Genomic DNA, 15,983 nt, shown 5'->3' on the forward strand with positions numbered 1-15,983 from the left:
CTTTAATTGTTAAGCTCTTCCTGAATCATATCGCTCAGGACCTTTTCCTGTTCTGTTACCCAGGTGGGAAGCGGTTGTTGTGGTAGGATCTGCCAGCCGCCGTCGGTTTTCCCCATCCGGAACATGATCCTGTTGCCCCGGTCATCCACTACGTCAATGGAGAAGAGGGTGTCCTGTAATAACATCATTTTCCGGAAGTTGAACTCGCGCAAACGGCCATCTGCTTTTATCAGGCGGGTGAACTGTATATTCCTCACAAATTGTATCTGCATATGATTTCAGTAAACAGTTAACAGTAACATAAACAATTTAACACAGCAATTTGCGTGCTACATATTGACAAATACCTGCTAAATCACATAAACTTATTCAGGGCAGTCCGGTTATTTTTGCCTGTATGTATACAAAGGAACAGGCTTCCCTGCTGCGAAAGCAGTTTTTTACAGCATTTGGGCAATACATGCTTCCCGTTCTTTCGGCAAGTGGCGGGAAAGTAAACTGGCTGAATTACAAGACAGGCCTAAAACATCTGTACTTCCGGATAGAAGCGCCCAACAGGGGATGTGAGGTGGGCATTGTCATGAGTCATCCCGATGAAACAGATCGCAGGAACTGCTTTGGTAAGTTGTTGGAATTAAGGACCTTTTTTGAAGCGGAAGCGGGGGACGATTGGACCTGGGAACCCAATGCCACAGACGAATACGGAAAAAAGTTGAGCCGCATTTTTGTGCGGCTCAACCAGGTTTCTGTATTGAATCAGCAGGACTGGCCTGCCATTATAAGTTTCCTCAAGCCACGGCTGGTAGCCCTGGATGCCTTCTGGAGCATGGCAAGGGACCAGTTTGAGGCTGTCTGAATTATTTCCTGATCCTCTTTTTAAGCTCCTCCAGCGGAAGGTTGATCTGCCTGCCAACCTGTTTTCCGTCGCGATAGCTCACTATTTTAAGGCTGCTGGCACCTGCAGGAAACACCAGCGGCTGCTTGTAAACCGGGTAAAAACGGTCGGGATAAAATTCATCAAAACTGTAATGAATGCTGAGTCCATCCACCTCAGTGGACAGGGAAACCTGAACCAGGCTGTCCTGCACTTTTTGGACTGCCACTATCGGGTCATACATACTGCGGGAGTAATTGGTTTCCGCCATATCGGCACGTTTAAAGTGGATTTCGGTTCTTTTCACAAAGTCATTCCAGTTTTTGGCAGTTACAGGACTCCAGACCGATTCGGCCACTGCCCAGCCGCGGGGCCAAAGCATATACTCCGCATGCCTGACGGTATGAAGCCGTTCACTCCAGAGATTTGCCTGTCCACCAAGGATATAGCTCGAATCAACTCCTTTGGGCACCGGGTTGAATTCGTATGTTTTCTTTAAGCGCAGCATGCCATAGGTAGGTGGTTCGGCGAGCGGGTCGCCCTGGTACAGATCTACATAAGTATACGTATTGGGTGACATTACAACCGGGTGTTTCAGTTGTGCTGCTTCAATTCCGCCTTTTTCACCCTGCCAGCTCATGACCCCCGCGCCAGGTGCCAGTCCGCCTTCCATAATCTCATCCCATCCCATCATTTTTTTTCCCTTTGAAGCAATGATCCTGCCAACGCGTTTTACAAAATAGCTTTGAACCTCATGCTGGTCTTTCAGCTTTTCCCTTTTCATCAACGCAGTGATGGCTTCACTTTTTTCCCAGAAACCCTTGTAGGTTTCATCTCCACCCATATGTATATACTCGTATGGGAATAGCTGCGCTGCCTCGGTAAATATCCTGTCAAGTGCTTCATATACTTTTTCGTTGGCCGGACAAAGATTATTGTCAATCGTTCCGTAAAATGTTCCGTTTCCGGGCCAGATCATGAAACGGTCGCCAACATTTACCTGGTATGGGGTGGGCGTACAGCTCAGGTCGGGGTAGGCAGCCAGCATGGCCATACTATGTCCCGGAATATCGATTTCAGGTAAAATGGTAACAAAACGCTGCTTTGCGTAATGTATCAACTCACGTATATCCTCATGCGTATAAAAGCCTCCGTAGGTTCGGGGTTCTTCGGGGGACTGTTTTTTAAATTCACCCCATCTGCCGGTTCTTTCCGCTCTCCAGGCACCAACTTCAGTAAGTTTGGGCATGCTCTTGATTTCAATCCTCCAGCCCTGGTCATCGGTAAGGTGCAGGTGAAGCATATTGTATTTATACTTTACCATATTATCGATAAAATCCATCACCTGCTGTTTGGTGAAGAAATGCCGGGCTACATCCAGCATCAATCCCCGCCACCCAAATCGGGGATGGTCAGTGATCGTGGTGTGGGGAACCGTCCAGTTAACTGACTGGACAGGCGTTTTGCTGTCGATTTCTGCCGGCATCAACTGCCATAAAGTCTGCAGGGCATAGAAGAAACCCGCAGCTTCATTGGCAGCAACCTGAATGCCTTTTTCGTTTACCTGTAACCGGTAGCCTTCCCTGCCGATCGTTTTGTCGGCGGGTTTGACCAGTTCAAACCGGATATCTGCCACCTGCTGGTTGGTCCGGGTGCAACTGATACCTGCGGCCGTCCTTAGTTTTCCAGATAATTGCTGATAGATGAAATCAATTTCAGGGGAGCTGGCATTGGTGCTGAAGCTGACCTGTTGTTTCAGATGATAGATTCCTGTTCCAGTTTGCATTTTTACCGGTATCGGAATTAAAGCCGGGCTAGAGCCCTGTGCCTGGGAATACCCGTTGCAGATCGCAAGGGTCATCACGAAAGACAAGCAATATCTTAACATAATTGAAGCGTATTATTATTCCTGAAAATACTTGATTTTATTATTTTGAGGTATGAATAGACTATCCACGCTACTAATATTATTTATTGTAATGGGATCAGGAGCTGTTTTTGCGCAGGCTCCGGAATGCAAACTGCAGAGAGGCACGGATGATTTCAGCGGAAAACCAAAAATCTCTACTGGTTTTTTCCAATTGCAGGATGTACAGTTAACGATCGATGCTACCGGGAAGGAAATTGATTATTTTTTTGTGATCAGTAATCCTGCGGCAAATTGCATTGGGGAGCAGTCGGAGGCTTTGTTTTTGTTTGAGGGCGGAAAACAGAAGCTGGAACTGAAAAATACGGGGGGAGATAACTGTAACGGTTTTTTTCACATTCTGATGAGGGGAGGGCAATTTACCCCTTCTGCGATGCAGAAACTGGCCACCAAAAAGGTGGTTTCCATAACTTTTTCTGACAGGAACGATAAAAAAACAATTGTAAGCCTGAACCCGCAGCAGCAGGAACTGCTCATGAAAATGTCGGATTGTATGGCAAAGGAGGCCAAAATTTTATAAACGCGTCTGACGCGCGTCTGACGTACGTCAGACGCGCGTCAGACGCGTAGGGGATTAGTACCTGTAATGTTCGGGCTTGAAAGGGCCATTTTGGGCGATACCCAGGTATTCTGCCTGCTCAGTTGTCAGTTCGTCCAGCACTACACCGATTTTGGCAAGGTGTAAACGGGCAACTTTTTCATCGAGGTGCTTGGGAAGTACATATACTTTGTTCTCGTAATTACTGTTATTGGTCCAGAGTTCGATCTGTGCCAGGGTCTGGTTGGTGAAGGAGTTACTCATCACAAAACTGGGGTGACCGGTGGCACAACCCAGGTTCACCAGGCGGCCTTCTGCAAGCAGGATGATGTCCTTTCCATCCACATTGTAAATATCCACCTGTGGCTTAACAGTATCCTTGGTATGACCATAGTTGGTATTCAGCCAGGCAACATCAATCTCAATATCGAAGTGGCCGATATTACATACAATCGCCTTGTCCTTCATTACCTTGAAATGCTCGCCGGTGATAAGATCGCGGCAACCGGATGCAGTTACAATAATATCTGCCTCCTTCACGGCATCGATCATTTTCTTCACTTCAAAACCGTCCATGGCCGCCTGGAGGGCACAAATGGGATCGATTTCAGTAACGATCACCCTGCAGCCTGCACCGGCCAGGGAAGCTGCGGAACCTTTTCCAACATCACCATATCCACCCACAACAGCAACTTTTCCGGCCAGCATTACATCAGTGGCGCGGCGGATTGCGTCCACCAGGGATTCCTTGCAACCATACTTGTTATCGAATTTGCTCTTGGTTACAGAGTCGTTCACATTGATGGCAGGAATCGGCAAAGTGCCTTTTGCCATGCGCTCATAAAGGCGGTGTACACCGGTGGTAGTTTCTTCACTCAGGCCTTTAATATGCTGAATCAGTTCCGGATATTTGTCAAAAACCATATTGGTGAGATCACCACCATCGTCAAGAATCATATTCAGCGGACGGTCGGCAGCACCAAAAAACAGGGTTTGTTCGATGCACCAGTCGGCCTCCTCTACGGTTTGCCCTTTCCAGGCGAATACACCAATACCTGCGGCTGCAATGGCTGCTGCAGCCTGGTCCTGGGTAGAGAAAATATTACAGGAGCTCCATTTTACTTCGGCACCAAGGGCTACAAGTGTTTCGATCAGGACGGCAGTCTGGATGGTCATATGAAGGCATCCGGCAATACGGGCACCTTTAAGTGGCTGGCTGGCACCATATTCTGCACGAAGGGCCATCAGACCGGGCATTTCTGCTTCTGCCAGGCGGATTTCCTTGCGGCCCCATTCTGCCAGACTCATATCCTTCACTTTATAAGGTAGTGAAAAGTCAATATTTGATTTAACAACAGTAGACATGTTTTTGATATTTAATTTCGCCGCAAAGGTACAAATTTGAAGGCCTTTACCAAAAAGGGTTGAAAATTCATATCAGGATTTCTTAGATTGTGTAAACAATTCAAGGCCATGATCGCATATGATACTTTATCGCAAGCTGTGAACGGGCTGAAGGAGCGGGGTTATAATATCGATTTCAATCTGTCTTTCGATTGCATCGTTTGTCATGAAACGCCTATCAACCTGATGCCTTCCGAGTTTGAAATTGTGGAGGTTCACCGCTTCGAAGGAATGACTAACCCTTCAGATTCATCCATTCTTTTTGCAATTGAGTCAAAACACGGGCATAAGGGGGTTCTGGTAAATGCCTATGGCATCTATTCGGACCCCATTAGTGACGAAATGATCAAAAAGCTTTCGATACATCACTAAGGGATATCAGGCACCGGTAAGTTTTTTGACCAATTCTTCAATTTCCAGGTTGTATTTTTCAATCTGGCTGTTGAACTCATCTGTGTCATTTGAAATTGCCCGATGGGTTAATTCATACACCTTAATTCGCAGGTCACAGTAACGTTGCAGGCTCATGTTTTTTTGTTTAAGCTCATCCGGTATATCCAGTCTTTCAATCTCTGTCAATACCTGTTTTGCTTCATTCCAATAATATACCCCTCTTTCAGTCAGCTCATACAACAGGTTTTCCCTGTTCTCCGTATTGACACCATACACTTCCAATGCAGATTTTTCGAGCATGGCAAACCGTTTCATTTTTTCCTCATAAATACCAATGTGATCGGTTACTGTCTGAAATACCATTGTTATGATCAACAGGAAACCCACGGTCAGGCCGATGGTCGTATTCCTCAGAAGGCTCCTGTTAAATGGTTCGGAAATGGAGTGGGCATAAATGCGGCCGATCAGAAACCCTGAAACCAGTCCACCAATATGAGCGGCATTGTCAAATTTAAATGCCTGTCCGGCAGCAAGGTTGTAAACAATAAACACAATCATGCTGGTCAGCTCATCTTTTCTCCTGACCATGGGAATGTATTTTACCGTTAGTAATGCCAGGTAGAGTCCATACATTCCGAAGATAGCACCTGAGGCGCCTGCGCTTACCACATAACTATTAAAATATAAACTGACGACGCTGCCGCCGACACCGGATAGGATATAAGCGGTTGTAAATCGAAGTTTTCCAATTGTTGGCTCCAGGATTCTGCCGATATAATACAGCGCATACATATTCATCAGCAGGTGAAGGATGCCGTAGTGCAGGAAACAAGCGGTTAAAAGCCGGAACCACCCTCCATCAAGGGTTTCAGGCCTGAAATTGCCACCCCATTTCACCATATCTTCTACGTCCGGCGACAGCCAGTTTACACCGGAAACCACCATTGCTGCATAGATCAAAACATTAATGGTTATGATCAGGGTGGTTATCCCAAAAGTATTGAAAGGAGCTGGTGTTCCGGTTGAAGATTCCGTGTGGGCTTGCGCGCTTGCCTTTTCTGTTTGTGAATTGGTCTCATAAACAGAACTATCTGAATTATTATTGAAATTATCCAAGGGTAAAAATTTCCCTATAAAGTACTGCCAGTAATCAATTAATCAAAATTTATCGAAGTTATTTTTGACCAGGTTTGCAACAACCTTGTCAATTGGCAGTGTCACTGCTTTTTCATCGAATGACTCCCAGTTAATAAACCGGAAGGTTTCTATCTCTTTTTTCTGTTCATATATCCGAAGTTGGTCTTCATCAAAATCAAACGGTTCGGAACGTAAAGGCACTTTAATCTGTTCCCGGGCATGGGCAAAATAATAGATAGATATGATCTGGTGCTCCGGATTGAATGCGCTCATCTGGAAAAAATCCGTGGTATAGATATGTGAACCGATGGTCACATCCAGGTTCATCTCTTCCATGAATTCTCTTTTGAGGCAGTCGCGGGTTCCTTCCCCGAATTCGAGGCCACCTCCCGGAAACTTGGTATAAAATCCACCACGGATTTTTTCATCACTTACAAGTACCTGTTGCTGCTCATTGATGAGGATACCGTACACACGAACGTTAAACATTGTATTCAGAATAATTTCTTTTTCAGGAAAAACCATCCGATGACCAGCGAGATGGCCATGGACAGAAAGACCGGAATATAAAACGCAAATGGGGAATCTGCATAGGGGATGGGTACATTCATGCCATAAATACTCGCTACCAATACGGGAAAACTAAGGGTTATGGTAATTACGGAGAGCCTTTTCAGGACTTCGTTCTGGTTGTTTGCAATGATGCTGGCAAAGGCATCCAGGGTACTCGAAAGGATATTGGTATAAATATTGGCCATTTCGAGGGCCTGGGAATTATCAACAATAAGGTCGTTCAGGATTTCTTTCTCCTCTTCATTCAGCCCCATGAAATTGGTACGTTCCAGTTTAATCAGCAACAGTTCATTGCTTCGGAGTGCTGTAACAAAATACACAAGGCTTTTCTGTATCCTCATCAGTTGCAACAATTCCTCGTTCCTGTTGGCGTCATATAGTTTTTGTTCAAGAAGGTTCCTCTTGTGGTTGATTTCCTTCAGGAATTCCATATAATTCTGAACTACTTTCTCAATGATTTTCAGGACCATCAGCTTACGGTTGTCCGGATGCCGGTTCTGAAAAGTATTCAGGAATTTTTTGATCGCATCGTTTTCGAAAGAGTTGACCGTAACGATCTGGTTGTGGGTAAGGATGATACAAATCGGAATGGTGATATAGTATGCATCGCTGTCGTTGAAAGAATTATTCTCCGTGGGGGTTTTAATTACGATCAGTTTGACATTGTCTTCTTCTTCAAAGCGGGTGCGTTCATCAATATCAAGTGAATCAGTCAAAAAATCAAGGGGTATATCCAATTCGGAGGATAATTCGGTAAACTCCTCCTGTTTAAGGGGGGGCAATACATTTACCCATACACCATTTTCAGGCTTATTGATAGCAACGGTCTGGTGGTCTATATTTTTGAAGTACTGGATCACGCCTGCAAAATAGGTTTATTGTGGTAAAAGGATAGTTCCTTCAAAAACTTTTTCAGCGGGGCCACACAGCCAAACATTGGTAAAACTGCCATCCCTGTTGCGTTCAAACTCTACCGATAGCCTTCCCCCGCGGGTGATTACGCTGACTTCATTAAAGCCCTGTTCATTGTGGAAGTTGGCAATAGCGCTGGCGGTAACCCCCGTACCACAACTCAGGGTCTCATCTTCGACTCCCCTTTCATAGGTACGCACCATGATTTCGTCCTCAGATCTTGGTTCCACGAAATTAACATTTAAGCCGCCGGGCTGAAAGGCATGACTGTAGCGGATTTCCCTTCCTTTGTTAAAAACGTCAAAGGTATCCAGGTTCTGCACGGTTTTTACATAATGGGGCGATCCTGTGTTCATTACTTCATCGCCATGGTGTTCTTTTACTTCTGTTACGTCCTGCATTTTCAGCCTGACATCCCCCCGTTCATCAATCTCTGCTTCATGCGGCCCGTCCGTTGCAATAAAGCTGTAGCTGGTACGGACTATACCCATGTGAAATGCAAACTTGACCAGGCATCGGCCGCCGTTGCCGCACATCGAACTCTCATTGCCGTCTGAATTGAAATACTTCATTTCAAAATCATACCCTTCCCTGGCATTCAGTAGCATCAACCCGTCTGCACCGATCCCAAACCTGCGGTTACATAAAAAATGAATCTCCTCATTGGTTAATGAATTGTAACGCTGATCCCGGTTGTCGAGAATGACAAAATCATTTCCCGTACCCTGGTATTTGTAGAATGAAAGTTCCATAACGTTAAACCTGTTTGGGTTTTGATGTTAAATCAGATCCCGGCAATGATGCCAAGCGTTTTTTCAATCAGTTTTTCTACTGCGGCCTGGCCGTCTTTTGAGAATTCTTTTACCACCCTGTTGGCCACGATGGCATTCAGGCTCAGGCACTGGTGGCCGAGTAATCGTCCCAATCCATAAATAGCCGAAGTTTCCATTTCAAAGTTAGTGATCCTGTACTGACCAAAACGAAAATCTGTCAATCTGTCTACCAGGTCCGGATTGCTCAGTCCCAACCGAAGGACCCTGCCCTGGGGACCATAGAAACCCGGACAGGTTACGGTTATGCCCGAGTGATAGCCATCTACAAAATGTTTTAGCAGTGAGCCTGCGGCACTACTGATATAGGGTTGTGTAAACTGATTATGAACCTGGGTTTGTGTCAGGAAGGCTTGTAAAAGCTGTTGTTCTTCTTCATTCTGTTCCAGTCTGTAAAAGTTCAGAAGGTTATCGATTCCGAGACCGTGGGTGCCCGCTACAAAACCATCAACCGGTATATCGGCCTGTAGTGAACCGGAAGTGCCAATTCGAAATATTGAAAGGCTGGTCAGTTCCGGCCTGATTGTCCTGGTGTCAAAATTTATATTGGCGAGAGCGTCCAGCTCATTCATAACAATATCAATATTGTCGGGGCCGATGCCGGTTGATACCACTGAAATTTGTTTTTTACCAATCCATCCGGTATGTGTAATGAATTCGCGATGCTGGCGCTGGTAGTCGATCCTGTCAAAATGCCTGCTGATGGCTTTAACCCTGTCGGGATCTCCAACGGTAATGATGGTGTTGGCCAATTCTTCCGGACGCAGATCAAGATGATATATGGCTCCGCGGTTATTAATAATTAATTCTGATGGTGCAATAGATTTCATACTTAAGGCGTTTAAGAGAAGATTTTCGGAATGAATTTGCAACGAATGTATAAAAATCCCTAAATTCGTGCCCGATTCAAAAATGGTCCTGTGGCCGAGTGGCTAGGCAGAGCTCTGCAAAAGCTTCTACAGCAGTTCGAATCTGCTCGGGACCTCCAAAAAGATCACAGTTATTATAATGATACTGTGATCTTTTTTTATGATTAAATTTCAAGCATGAAATATTCCAATCAGATTGGCGCGGTAGCAGCTGCTGCAGTTATCATTTCCTGTTTTATGTCATGGATCAGTATTCCTGACCTCGGGATTGTGGTAACCGGGTTCAGGACCGAGAAAACCGGGTTTGGCATGCCGGGACTAATCAATACTTTCATGAGCAGTATTTCATTTGTTTTATTCCTGCTGCCAAAAGTATGGGCCAAGAGGAGTAATTTATTCTTCACAGGTTTCAACCTTGCCTGGGCATTCCGGAATATGATCCTAGTATCTACCTGTCATGGCGGAGATTGCCCTGTAAAGCAGGCCGGCTTGTACCTGTTGATGGCAGGATCAGCCATTCAGATGATCATGGCAGTTTTTCCCCAGGTAAAACTGGAAGGAAATAAATCATAAAAAAAAAGCCCCGCGGGGCTTTTTTAACTTCTATTAGCTTATAGCATTTGCAGGCAGCTGCCAATAATGCCTGTACAATCCATGATTTGTTCCCTTGTGATGGTGAGCGGCGGTGCAAAACGAATCTTATCACCATGGGTGGGTTTTGCCAGGAGGCCGGCATCTTTCAGGAAAAGACAAAGTTCCCAGGCAGCTTCAGGGTTGGAATGTTCAATGACTATGGCATTCAATAAGCCTTTTCCCCTGATGGTTTTAATATATGGTGATTGAAGACCAGCCAGTTCCTGGCGAAGCAGTTGGCCCATTTCTTCCGCATGTTCTGCCATCTTTTCGTCTTTCAGTACCTGTAAGGCTGTCATCGCCACCGCGCAGGCAAGGGGATTGCCTCCATAAGTGGAACCATGCTCTCCCGGCTTGATATTCATCATGATAAAATCATCCGCCAAAACTGCGCTCACCGGCAAAACACCACCGCTTAATGCTTTCCCCAGAATTAAGATATCCGGGCGAACATTTTCATGATCACAAGCCAGCATCTTACCGGTTCTTGCCAGTCCGGTCTGGATCTCATCTGCAATAAACAGCACATTGTATCTTGAACAGAGTTCGCGCACACCGCTCAGGTATCCATCATGCGGAACCACCACGCCTGCTTCTCCCTGGATCGGTTCAACCATAAACGCCGCCACATGGGGATCCTGCAGGGCTTTTTCCAGGGAGGGGAGGTCGTTATAAGGGACAAGTTCAAATCCCGGCATATAGGGGCCAAACTGCCTGTAACTGCTGGGGTCTGTTGATGAGGAGATGGCAGCCAGCGTACGGCCCCAGAAATTGTTTTCAGCAAAAATCACTTTGGCCTTATTTTCCGGAACGCCTTTTTTTACATAAGCCCAGCGCCTGGCGAGTTTGATGGCCGTTTCGCCACCTTCCACACCGGTATTCATGGGCAGTACCTTGTCGTATCCGAAATAATCGGTAATGTATTTTTCGTACTGTCCCAGCAGGTTGTTGTGGAAAGCACGGGATGTAAGGGTGAGTTTGCCCGCCTGCTCTACCAGAGACTGGATGATCCGCGGATGGCAATGTCCCTGGTTCACAGCACTGTAGCCGCTCAGGAAATCGTAATACCGTTTTCCATCCACATCCCAGAGAAACACACCTTCGCCCTTGTTCAATACAACGGGAAGCGGATGATAATTATGGGCGCCGTATTGGTCTTCTAAATCGAGATAATATTGGGTCTTTTCAGATAATAAAGTAGTTGAAGTCATACCAGACAAGTATTAAATAAAATAGTAATGAGTAAAAAAGGGCAGGGTCTGCCGCAGACAGTATGACTTTATCCTCGATGATCGAGAAAATCCAGGTTTCCGGAAAGGAAATCGTGTATGGTATTCAGGGAGATGATTGCCTGTAATTTAGGGGCAAGATAAATAAAAAATGGCAAGTATGCTTACCGCAGGTCGAGGGGAATTAGTTTACAGTTATCCGGGAAGTCCGCCAACGAATGATCGGGAAGAGTATTGAATATGCCGAACATAGTTGAACCGGTGCCGGTCATCCCGGCAAAAATTGCGCCCTGTTCATATAGTTTAAGTTGAATGGTTTCAAGCTGTGGATATTCCTGGAATACTATTTTTTCAAAATCATTTTCAAGGTTGTTTTTCCAGTTGGATATGGGTTGTTGCACCAAATCTGGAAGGTAGGTCTGGTGCTGTTTGAGCGTTAACTGGTTAAAGGCCCATGGCGTACTGATGTGCAGACCAGGATTAACCAGCAGGATCTTTTTTCCGGTAAGGTCGGGTACGTTTACCGGGGCCATCAATTCACCTCGGCCTGTGGCATAAACCGGCTTGTTTAATATAAAAAATGGACAATCGCTTCCCAGCCTAAGGGCATAGGTCAGTAATTTTTCTTCAGGTATATCAAGCCGGAACAGGTCATTCAGGAGCAGGAGCGTAAATGCACCATCGGCAGAACCTCCGCCCAGTCCGGCTCCCATGGGAATATTTTTATGCAGGTGCATGGCAACCGGCGCTAACTGGTAATCTTGTTGCAGCAATTTCCAGGCTTTTACGCAAAGGTTATTATCTGCAGAAGCATCGATCACCAGCCCGCTGGAAGTAAAGGAGAATTTCTCTGCCCGTACTGCCTCGAGCACATCAGTACAACTGACAGGATAAAAAACGGTGGCGATATCATGATAGCCATCCGGCCTTCTGGCAGTAACCTGGAGGCCCAGGTTTATCTTGGCATTGGGAAATACTATCACAGCCCGGAGGGTTTAACCTTTATTGGTTTTTACGACTGTTTATTTCGTCGCGGATTGCGATGGCCCTGATATAATCTTCCTGTTCCAGCACTTCATTGAGCAGCACATTCAGTTCATCCAGGCTGAGTGCATGCAGGTCTTCATTTCCGGTTGGTTCTTTCTCGGAGGATGATGTAACCTGCTTTTTCTTTTTGGTGGAAGTATCTTCCATCAGGATGCCTGCACTGTCGAGGATATTCTCGTAGGTATAAATCGGGCAACCAAAACGGACAGCCAGTGCCAGGGCGTCTGAAGTACGGGAGTCTATTTCCACTGTATCATTTTCGCCTACGCATACCAGTTTGGAATAGAAAATACCTTCCTGAAGGTCACTGATGATGATTTCAGTAAGGTCCACATTAAAGGCACTCATAAAATTCTTCATGAGATCATGGGTGAGGGGTCTGCTGGGTTGCATTTTTTCCAAAGCCACCGCAATTGCCTGCGCTTCAAAACCACCGATAACAATTGGCAGGCGACGCAAGCCGTTTACTTCCCCCAAAACAACGGCATATGAATGCGTTTGGGTGATACTGTGCGACAAGGCAACTATTTCCAGTTCTATCTTCCTCATAATGAAGTCACGAAACTAAGGCATTTTATGAAAAAATTGAGAGGTGAAAGGAGAGAAGTGATCGTCCGGAACAGAAATTCCATCTCACCTCTCGCTTCTCACCTCTTAGTTTCCATCCGGATCAGGCGCCCTTCAATTTCTTCACTGCATCAATTACTTTGGGCATTACTTCAAACGCGTCGCCCACAATGCCATAATCGGCAGCTTTAAAGAATGGTGCTTCGGGATCCTTATTTATCACTACAATGACTTTACTACGGTTTACACCGGCCAGGTGCTGGATGGCACCTGAAATGCCGACAGCAAAATAAAGGTTGGGGGCAATGGATCCACCAGTCTGGCCAACATGTTCATGGTGTGGCCTCCAGTGGGCATCAGCAACGGCACGGCTGCAGGCAGTGGCTGCACCAATCAGTCCGGCCAGCTCCTCGATCATACCCCAGTTTTCAGATCCCTTCAGGCCCCTGCCACCACTGATCACCAGTTCCGCCTCACTTAATGGAATCTGTCCCTGCACCTTGTTGGTAGCCAGGTGTTTTACCCTGGGCGCATCGATGGAAGCATTGAAGGCAACCACCTCTGCAGTTCCCTCACCGGCTACTGGTGAAAAAGCATTCGGGGTAAGGCCGATGATTTTGATGGGAGACAGAACATTGACGTTGGCAAATGCTTTTCCGCTGAAAACTCCTTTTTTAACTACGAACCCGTTGGAAGTATCAGGAAGGGAAACCGCTCCTGCTACCAGACCGGCTTTAAGCCTTGCCGACAATCCGGGAGCGATTGCTTTCCCATTTACATTATTGGATAACACCACCACTGTTGCCTGGCATGCTTCTGTAACCTGGCCGATAACCCTGGTATAGGTTTGGGCATCGAAATGGTTCAGCATTTCATTGTTCACATGGTGTACTTTTTTTATGCCATATTTTCCCAGCATGGAAAGATCGGCGCTGCTGTTGCCAACCACAACGGCTTCTGCCTGGGTGCTGGTTTGTTCAGCCAGCCGTGCGCCATAGCTGGCGGCTTCAAATGATGATTTTTTGATCTGGCCCTCAGCCTGGTCGATATATATTAATACAGACATGATAATTGGTTGATAAATGTGGGGGAATCAGGTTTTAAACAGGTAATCAAAACAGTTTTGCCTCTTCATGTAAGAGGCGAACCAGTTCTTCCGGTTGGTCAGCCGAAACCAGTTTTACGCCTGCTTTGGCTGGTGGTAATTCAAAACCAACAATGGCTGTCAGTGGGTCTGCCGCAACAGGTTCCACCACTTTTAATGGTTTGGTTCGGGCACCCATAATCCCTTTCATATTAGGTATACGTTGTTCTGCCATTCCTTTCTGACAGCTCACCACCAGTGGCAATGCGGCTTCGGCAACTTCTTCTCCACCTTCAATTTCACGCGATACCGTAGCTATGGTTCCGTTCAGGTCTAACTTTGTGGCCAGAGAAATGAAGGGAATGTCAAGCAGTTCAGCCAGCATTCCGCCAATGGATGCACCATTAAAATCCAGGGTTTCTTTTCCCGTTAATATAAGGTCATATGCTCCGTCTTTTGCAATAGCTGCGATTTGTGAAGCGATGGAAAAACTGTCCTGGCTGTCAAAGTTTACCCTGATGGCTTCGTCGCCACCCAATGCCAGCGCTTTACGGATGATGGGTTCGGTATCGGCTCCGCCAACATTTACCAGGTGAATTACTGTGGCAGGATCCTTTTCCTTTAATTCAATGGCACGAACAAGTGCATACCATTCATCATAGGGGTTGATGATCCACTGCACACCATCTGCCGCGAATTTCGTGTTGTTGTCCACGAAAGCTATTTTTGCAGTAGTGTCCGGTGTTTTACTAATACAAACTAGAATTTTCATACAGCTGCTTTTTCGTATTTAAAAGTTGTTTATGCAACTAAATGGCATACAAATATAATCAGGAGTAAAGATAAATCAGCGGATGTATAAATTATTTTTTGCAAAGCGAATATGGATCGAATACAGAAATTAAAGGCGTTTTTAGCCGAGGCTCCGTCCGATAGTTTTTTGAAGCATGCTTTGGCATTGGAATTAATAAAACTGGGCGACGAAATGCAGGCCAGGGAATTGTTTGAACAAATCCTGGAAAAGGATCCGGAGTATATCGGCACTTACTACCATCTTGCCAGACTGCTGGAAAGGGCAGGGGATATCCAGGCTGCCATCACCTGTTATCAAAAGGGAATGGATGCAGCGGGCAGGGCTGGTGATCAGCATGCTTTCGGGGAACTCCGGTCAGCTCTGGAGGAACTTACTTTCTAACGGCAGCGAGTGTGGCCGGTAAATTATTCCTGGTATAAAACCAGCTCATGACACCGGCAAGCATCAGTAACCGAAAAATGAAATACCCCCAGTAGTTGATATTCCAGGCATCACTGATGCTGTGCATACTTGTTACAAAGAGGTAGCATGTTTCGATAACCAGATATATGAAATTATAGAACAGGAATCCGGCAATTAATAAAAATTTACTGACATATCCGGCACTTTCGATGAAATGGGATTTCCTGTATAACATCATCATGGCATAAACCGAAACAACCAGGTACCATAAGGATGGCAGCATCAGGTTCCAGTAATGTGTTTTGAATACACCCTGAAAAAACAAGGTCAGGATCCAGGTACCCAGTACCGGAAGAATGGATATTAACAGGAATTTGCGGAAACGGTCATCATTCCACAGGAAGTAAAAGAATCCCAAACCACTCAGTGTATCTGCATGCATGGTAAGATTGCTGACCAGTTCGTATTCCCTTGATTGCATTTGATAAAAATACCCCAGGATGAATAAACTGATGCTGTAAAGGGCATTGATTCCGATGAAAAGGAACAATTTATTATTCCAGCCCTTTTTTATCAGTAAAATTGCAGTGATGCAAATCAGTGAAAGGAGGGTCAGATTATCAATAAGGGAAATTAAATAACCTTTGTCTGGCATTTTCTAAAATAACTTAAGAATAGGTTTAATATAACAACACTAAAGTAGCTGTTGAATTATTAATTTCTATCGTAATTATACGAGTACAAATACTC

At 45.6% G+C, this 15,983-nt stretch carries 19 protein-coding genes and 1 tRNA gene; 6 read left to right on the forward strand and 14 right to left on the reverse strand.

The annotated features are described in order from the left end of the window. Positions 1 to 2 precede the first annotated feature (2 nt). Positions 3 to 272 (reverse strand): hypothetical protein, encoded by a 270-nt coding sequence (locus tag BC349_RS19280; RefSeq protein WP_187258433.1) that lies wholly within the window; start codon positions 270 to 272, stop codon positions 3 to 5. A 125-nt stretch (positions 273 to 397) separates the two neighbouring features. Here BC349_RS19280 and BC349_RS19285 point away from each other — a divergent pair, with 125 nt between their 5' ends. Next, positions 398 to 856 carry a DUF4268 domain-containing protein gene (locus tag BC349_RS19285; RefSeq protein WP_187258434.1) on the forward strand — a complete coding sequence of 153 codons (459 nt, stop codon included), beginning with the start codon at positions 398 to 400 and terminating at the stop codon, positions 854 to 856. A 1-nt stretch (position 857) separates the two neighbouring features. On the opposite strand, the gene BC349_RS19290 is transcribed toward BC349_RS19285, so the two are convergent. Then, entirely contained in the window at positions 858 to 2,762 is a 1,905-nt protein-coding gene (locus BC349_RS19290; protein ID WP_343063808.1) for a beta-N-acetylhexosaminidase, read from the reverse strand. Positions 2,763 to 2,853: 91 nt separating this feature from the next. On the opposite strand from BC349_RS19290, the gene BC349_RS19295 reads away from it, so the two are divergent. After that, entirely contained in the window at positions 2,854 to 3,321 is a 468-nt protein-coding gene (locus BC349_RS19295) for a hypothetical protein (protein WP_187258435.1), read from the forward strand. A gap of 54 nt (positions 3,322 to 3,375) precedes the next feature. Here the strand turns inward: BC349_RS19295 and ahcY are convergent, their stop codons facing one another. Beyond that, positions 3,376 to 4,704, reverse strand: a complete 1,329-nt coding sequence (gene ahcY / locus BC349_RS19300; RefSeq protein ID WP_187258436.1) for an adenosylhomocysteinase — start codon at positions 4,702 to 4,704, stop codon at positions 3,376 to 3,378. A 108-nt stretch (positions 4,705 to 4,812) separates the two neighbouring features. Between ahcY and BC349_RS19305 the strand changes: the two genes are divergently transcribed. After that, entirely contained in the window at positions 4,813 to 5,115 is a 303-nt protein-coding gene (locus tag BC349_RS19305; protein ID WP_187258437.1) for a phosphoribosylpyrophosphate synthetase, read from the forward strand. Between the two features lie 6 nt (positions 5,116 to 5,121). Here BC349_RS19305 and BC349_RS19310 read toward each other — a convergent pair whose 3' ends face one another. From BC349_RS19310 to BC349_RS19330, 5 genes are read right to left on the reverse strand one after another with little or no spacing between them, the layout of a single operon-like run. Continuing rightward, positions 5,122 to 6,252, reverse strand: a complete 1,131-nt coding sequence (locus BC349_RS19310) for a rhomboid family intramembrane serine protease (protein WP_187258438.1) — start codon at positions 6,250 to 6,252, stop codon at positions 5,122 to 5,124. Positions 6,253 to 6,294: 42 nt separating this feature from the next. After that, entirely contained in the window at positions 6,295 to 6,762 is a 468-nt protein-coding gene (locus BC349_RS19315) for an NUDIX hydrolase (RefSeq protein WP_187258439.1), read from the reverse strand. A gap of 5 nt (positions 6,763 to 6,767) precedes the next feature. Next, the gene (locus BC349_RS19320; protein ID WP_187258440.1) at positions 6,768 to 7,706 is read right to left on the reverse strand and encodes a CorA family divalent cation transporter; all 939 of its coding nucleotides are present in this window, start codon (positions 7,704 to 7,706) and stop codon (positions 6,768 to 6,770) included. A gap of 15 nt (positions 7,707 to 7,721) precedes the next feature. Next, positions 7,722 to 8,510 (reverse strand): diaminopimelate epimerase, encoded by a 789-nt coding sequence (dapF, locus tag BC349_RS19325; protein ID WP_187258441.1) that lies wholly within the window; start codon positions 8,508 to 8,510, stop codon positions 7,722 to 7,724. Positions 8,511 to 8,542: 32 nt separating this feature from the next. Beyond that, complete coding sequence (locus BC349_RS19330; RefSeq protein WP_187258442.1) at positions 8,543 to 9,418, reverse strand: nucleoside phosphorylase; 876 nt, start codon at positions 9,416 to 9,418, stop codon at positions 8,543 to 8,545. A gap of 84 nt (positions 9,419 to 9,502) precedes the next feature. Between BC349_RS19330 and BC349_RS19335 the strand changes: the two genes are divergently transcribed. Further along, positions 9,503 to 9,576 (forward strand) — tRNA-Cys (locus tag BC349_RS19335). 58 nt (positions 9,577 to 9,634) lie between these two features. Continuing rightward, positions 9,635 to 10,030 carry a hypothetical protein gene (locus BC349_RS19340; protein WP_187258443.1) on the forward strand — a complete coding sequence of 132 codons (396 nt, stop codon included), beginning with the start codon at positions 9,635 to 9,637 and terminating at the stop codon, positions 10,028 to 10,030. 38 nt (positions 10,031 to 10,068) lie between these two features. On the opposite strand, the gene rocD is transcribed toward BC349_RS19340, so the two are convergent. The 5 genes from rocD to BC349_RS19365 all read right to left on the reverse strand — a co-directional run bounded on the left by rocD (position 10,069) and on the right by BC349_RS19365 (position 14,789). Then, a complete protein-coding gene (gene rocD / locus BC349_RS19345) occupies positions 10,069 to 11,301 on the reverse strand; it encodes an ornithine--oxo-acid transaminase (protein ID WP_187258444.1) in 1,233 nt (410 codons plus the stop codon). A gap of 182 nt (positions 11,302 to 11,483) precedes the next feature. Continuing rightward, positions 11,484 to 12,302: a 4-(cytidine 5'-diphospho)-2-C-methyl-D-erythritol kinase gene (gene ispE / locus BC349_RS19350; RefSeq protein WP_187258445.1), complete on the reverse strand. Its 819-nt coding sequence runs from the start codon at positions 12,300 to 12,302 to the stop codon at positions 11,484 to 11,486. A 19-nt stretch (positions 12,303 to 12,321) separates the two neighbouring features. Continuing rightward, on the reverse strand, positions 12,322 to 12,915 hold the full coding sequence (locus BC349_RS19355) for a bifunctional nuclease family protein (RefSeq protein ID WP_187258446.1): 594 nt from the start codon (positions 12,913 to 12,915) through the stop codon (positions 12,322 to 12,324). 121 nt (positions 12,916 to 13,036) lie between these two features. After that, positions 13,037 to 13,999: an electron transfer flavoprotein subunit alpha/FixB family protein gene (locus tag BC349_RS19360; RefSeq protein ID WP_187258447.1), complete on the reverse strand. Its 963-nt coding sequence runs from the start codon at positions 13,997 to 13,999 to the stop codon at positions 13,037 to 13,039. Between the two features lie 46 nt (positions 14,000 to 14,045). After that, positions 14,046 to 14,789: an electron transfer flavoprotein subunit beta/FixA family protein gene (locus BC349_RS19365; protein ID WP_187258448.1), complete on the reverse strand. Its 744-nt coding sequence runs from the start codon at positions 14,787 to 14,789 to the stop codon at positions 14,046 to 14,048. A 111-nt stretch (positions 14,790 to 14,900) separates the two neighbouring features. Between BC349_RS19365 and BC349_RS19370 the strand changes: the two genes are divergently transcribed. Continuing rightward, positions 14,901 to 15,212, forward strand: coding sequence for a tetratricopeptide repeat protein (locus tag BC349_RS19370; protein WP_187258449.1), 312 nt, complete (start codon positions 14,901 to 14,903; stop codon positions 15,210 to 15,212). Here the strand turns inward: BC349_RS19370 and BC349_RS19375 are convergent. After that, complete coding sequence (locus BC349_RS19375; protein WP_187258450.1) at positions 15,202 to 15,888, reverse strand: hypothetical protein; 687 nt, start codon at positions 15,886 to 15,888, stop codon at positions 15,202 to 15,204. The two genes, BC349_RS19370 and BC349_RS19375, sit on opposite strands and share 11 nt — an antisense overlap. Between the last annotated feature and the right edge of the window lie 95 nt (positions 15,889 to 15,983).

Origin of the sequence: Flavihumibacter stibioxidans (assembly GCF_014332695.1) — a bacterium.
GTDB lineage: Bacteria > Bacteroidota > Bacteroidia > Chitinophagales > Chitinophagaceae > Flavihumibacter > Flavihumibacter stibioxidans.